Raw genomic sequence first — 3,854 nt, 5'->3', positions numbered from 1 at the left:
GTCAAATACTGTTTAAATAACAGGGGGTGAAACTAAACACGCCCTGCCTGATGCAAGGATACTGTCAGGATAACTGGGGCATCACCTCTTGAAGCCACTCAGTCACATCACCAGGCGGACAACCAAACCGAGAATGAAACCTAACAAAATTATACCAGAACGCAAACAGAAAAACAAACCTGTGAACCCTCCTCCAGTCTCTAGCCCTGAAATTATTCCAGAAACGCTTTGTTCTTTCTTTTAAAGTCCTGAACCAGCGTTCAATACAGTTCCTCGGCCCGAAGGTTACGTGAACAAAATCCAGTCCAAGGGATTTAAAAGCAGACTTGTACCACTTCCCACCATCAACCAGAAAAACAGGCTGTCCTTTGCAGGATTTCAAAACAACCAGAATGAAGTCTCTAGCAATCCACCAGTTTCTGGTTGTTGTAATCCAGACTGCGAGAACTTCCCTGCTCTCAACGTCAAGTGCAGCCCAGAGAAATCTCTTCTCCCCGTTGATTTTTACGACAGTCTCATCAACTGCGATAAAATTCCTCTGTTTTCTTACTGCGAGGAGTGTTGGCTGGTAAACTGCTTCTGCTAGTTTTTGAACTGCCTCCCAGACTGTTGTGTGGCTGATTTTGAGGATTTTTCCGACTTGTCTGTAGCTGAGGCCTCGCAGGTATAGTTCTACTGCTCTGATTTTCTTTTCTGGTGGGATTTTGTTGCGGCGAAAAGGTTTTAAGACTGAAATCAGTGAGTATAGAATGCTCTCAGCCTTCATTTCTCTCCCTTCTTTTTCTGAAAAATTATCAGAAACTTAAACCTAACGCCCTACCGCTTATCCTAACAGTATCGATGCAAGGCTAAGACAAGTCCTCGTTCTTTAGGTTTTTGCTCTATATGTGTACATAGAGATTTCGTGAAAAGATTCTGCTGTAGAGTGGAGAAAATTTTAAGTGGAAATCAAACAAAAATTATAGGGGGTAAATGTGAACGACCCTTTTCCAAGCAAACCTCAAAACGTGAAAAATAAAAAGATATCGATAATCATTGGCAAAAAACGACATATAATGCTTCAAAGAAAAGAAGAGCTAAGCCACAACATCAGGTACATCTCTAAAGTCCCGGTCAAGCTTGTTATGGACAGGGAATTTTTGACAGTACATCCCGAGGACCCCCTAACAGTCCTAATTGACAAATTCACAAGCGAAGAGACTTCTGCCGTAGTTGTGGGCGAAGATGGGAGGCTCCTCGGGTTCATAACGATGAAAGACCTTCTGCACTTTTTTACAACACCGAGAAGATATTCAGTCGTTGGCTTAGGCTTACTGAAAAAATACACTTTAACCCGCGCTTCCAGAGTAGAGGACATAATGGTGAGGAAGCCCATAACCATTCATGTAGATGACAACCTCGGGCATGCTATTAAACTCATGACGGAGACCGGGAAGCACCATCTGCCCGTAATAGATGATAACAAAAAGGTTCATGGCTTACTGGAAGTTAAAGACATAGTACGGCTTATTAGGATTGTCGCGCTTTAATCAGCGGGAGATGATAGCATGGACGTGTTCCTCGAACTTGCAGTTATCCTAATAGTTGCCAAAGTGTTTGGATATCTAGCAACAAAAATAAAAATGCCCGGGGCTCTCGGTCAGCTTATTGGGGGAATACTTATTGGTCCCTCCATTCTCAACATAGTAAGTTATTCCGAAGGAGTTCACTTAATAAGCGAGATGGGAGTGATTTTGTTACTCTTTCTTGCCGGTCTCGAAACGGATGTTGAAGAATTCAAGAGCGTTGGAGTGCCCGCTTTTCTTATTGCCAGTGGTGGAGTTGTAGTTCCTTTCATGATGGGCTATTACATATCAAAATGGTTTGGATATGGGAGAACCGAAGCTCTGTTTCTGGGAAGTGTTTTAACAGCCACAAGCGTTGGGTTAACTGCTAGTATATTGATGGAGATGAAAAAGCTCCGCACGAAGGAAGGAACCGCTATTTTAGCTGGTGCTGTCGTTGATGATGTCCTTGGAATTATAATACTCACAGCCCTGATTGCCATGCACAGAAAGGGACATGTCTACATAGAAGACTTGGGAATTTTAATTGGTGAAATAGCAGTGTTCTTTATAGTGAGCTGGCTTGTTGGAAGACCTGTTGTTAAGGAGATTCTATTACTTTCAGAAAGGATCGATTTGCCGGAAACCTTAACAGCATTTGCCCTCGCGGTAACCCTCATTTTTGCATACATAGCCGAGCAGTTTAAGATAGCAGGGATAACCGGGGCGTATTTAGCGGGAGTATTAATAGCACAAACAGACGAAGCAAAGAGAATAACTGACAGAATGATAACTATCTCTTATTCCCTCTTCGTTCCTGTTTTTCTTGTGGGGATTGGAATAAAGACTGACGTAGAGATTCTCCTCCATACAGGGATGTTTGCAATTCTGTATTCAATAATAGCAATAATAGGAAAGATTGCGGGATGCGGAGTTGGTGCATTAATAGCTAGATTTAAACCTAAAGAAGCCCTCAGGGTTGGTGTTGGGATGATTCCCAGAATGGAAGTTGCGCTGATTATGGCGAACGTTGCCCTTACCGAGGGTATTTTTGACAAAGGGATATTCTCAATTCCCGTTACAATGGTAATCCTGACAACGTTTGTAACTCCCCCACTCTTGAAGTGGGTGTTCTCGAGGGACTAGTATGGAAACGCTCCTCATGCTGGCATTGATGCTGGCTACAGCAAAGCTCCTTGGGTGGGTATTTGAAAGACTAGGCCAGCCCATTGTTCTCGGCCAGATTCTTGGAGGCTTGATTATAGGAATTTTTGCAGAGAGTACTGAGATAGTCAGGGAGTTTTCAAACCTTGGAGTTCTGTTACTTCTATTCCTCGCGGGAATAGAAAGCGATCTGCAGGAGTTTAGAAGGGTTGGAAGACCGAGTATCCTCGTTGCTGGAATTGGGCTGTTTTCTAAATGGTTAAAATCGTAAAGTTTATATATTTTTGTGTCATTGTTTGTAATAGGGGTGTGCAGTATGAAGCTTTATAGGACGGGAAAAGCGGCACAGCTCCTTGGCATTAGCAAGCCAACATTAATCAGGAAAATCAAAGCCGGCGAGATTAAAGCATACAGGGTCGGAAAAGAATACCGCATCCCGGAAAGCGAGATTAAAAGACTCCTCGAAGGCAAAACCCCCGACAAGGTTGTAATTTACGCCAGAGTATCAAGCAGAGACCAGAAAGAAGACCTTGAAAGACAGGTCGAATACCTCAAGAACTACTGCGCATCAAAAGGCTACCAAGTTGCAAAAATCATAACAGACATTTCCTCAGGACTGAACGAGAACAGGAAGGGGTTAAAACAGCTCTTCAAACTCATTGAAAGCGGGGAAATAACAAAAGTCGTGATAACTTACAGGGACAGGCTCACCCGCTTTGGATTCAAATACCTTGAGCAATACTTTAACTCTCACGGGGTTGAGGTTGAAGTAATCTTTGATGATGAAGAGAAAACGCCGGAAAAGGAACTTGTTGAGGACTTGTTAGCCATCGTAACCTCTTTTGCTGGAAAACTCTATGGTGCCCGTTCTCACAAGAAAAAACGCCTTGTCGAGGCGGTAAAGAATGCCCTCAGAGACGATTAAACTCACGGCAAAGTTCAAGCTCAAAACAGAACCCGAAGGGTTAGAAGACCTCTTCACCCTTTATTCTGATATTGTAAATTTACTCCTTGATTATGTTTTTGAGAACAACATTACGAGCTTCTACCGGCTGAAGAAAGAGACGTACAAAAGCCTTCGGGAGCAGTACCCAGAACTCCCAAGCCACTACATTTACACGGCCTGTCAAATGGCCACCTCAATCT

Annotated in this window: 4 protein-coding genes and 2 pseudogenes; 5 read left to right on the top strand and 1 reads right to left on the bottom strand. The window is 43.2% G+C overall.

Annotated elements, in window-relative coordinates:
* Nucleotides 1-64 precede the first annotated feature (64 nt).
* Nucleotides 65-766 (bottom strand): IS6-like element ISPfu2 family transposase, encoded by a 702-nt coding sequence (locus tag THEPK_RS05985; protein WP_011011181.1) that lies wholly within the window; start codon nt 764-766, stop codon nt 65-67.
* 289 nt (nt 767-1,055) lie between these two features.
* Here THEPK_RS05985 and THEPK_RS05980 point away from each other — a divergent pair, with 289 nt between their 5' ends.
* The 5 genes and pseudogenes from THEPK_RS05980 to THEPK_RS05960 form a co-directional block, all read left to right on the top strand.
* Complete coding sequence (locus tag THEPK_RS05980) at nt 1,056-1,529, top strand: CBS domain-containing protein (protein WP_152878681.1); 474 nt, start codon at nt 1,056-1,058, stop codon at nt 1,527-1,529.
* A gap of 18 nt (nt 1,530-1,547) precedes the next feature.
* The gene (locus tag THEPK_RS05975; RefSeq protein WP_042699517.1) at nt 1,548-2,690 is read left to right on the top strand and encodes a cation:proton antiporter; all 1,143 of its coding nucleotides are present in this window, start codon (nt 1,548-1,550) and stop codon (nt 2,688-2,690) included.
* Between the two features lies 1 nt (nt 2,691).
* A pseudogene (locus tag THEPK_RS05970) lies at nt 2,692-2,955 on the top strand (cation:proton antiporter domain-containing protein); the annotation flags it as partial.
* A 69-nt stretch (nt 2,956-3,024) separates the two neighbouring features.
* Nucleotides 3,025-3,633 (top strand): IS607 family transposase, encoded by a 609-nt coding sequence (locus tag THEPK_RS05965; RefSeq protein ID WP_042699512.1) that lies wholly within the window; start codon nt 3,025-3,027, stop codon nt 3,631-3,633.
* Nucleotides 3,614-3,854, top strand: a pseudogene (locus tag THEPK_RS05960) (RNA-guided endonuclease InsQ/TnpB family protein); the annotation flags it as partial. The gene THEPK_RS05965 and the pseudogene THEPK_RS05960, both read left to right, overlap by 20 nt.

This window comes from Thermococcus sp. PK, from assembly GCF_000430485.1.
Lineage (GTDB): Archaea > Methanobacteriota_B > Thermococci > Thermococcales > Thermococcaceae > Thermococcus_A > Thermococcus_A bergensis.
Note: the sequence above shows the minus strand (reverse complement) of the source record. Positions and strands in the feature narration are given on the sequence as shown.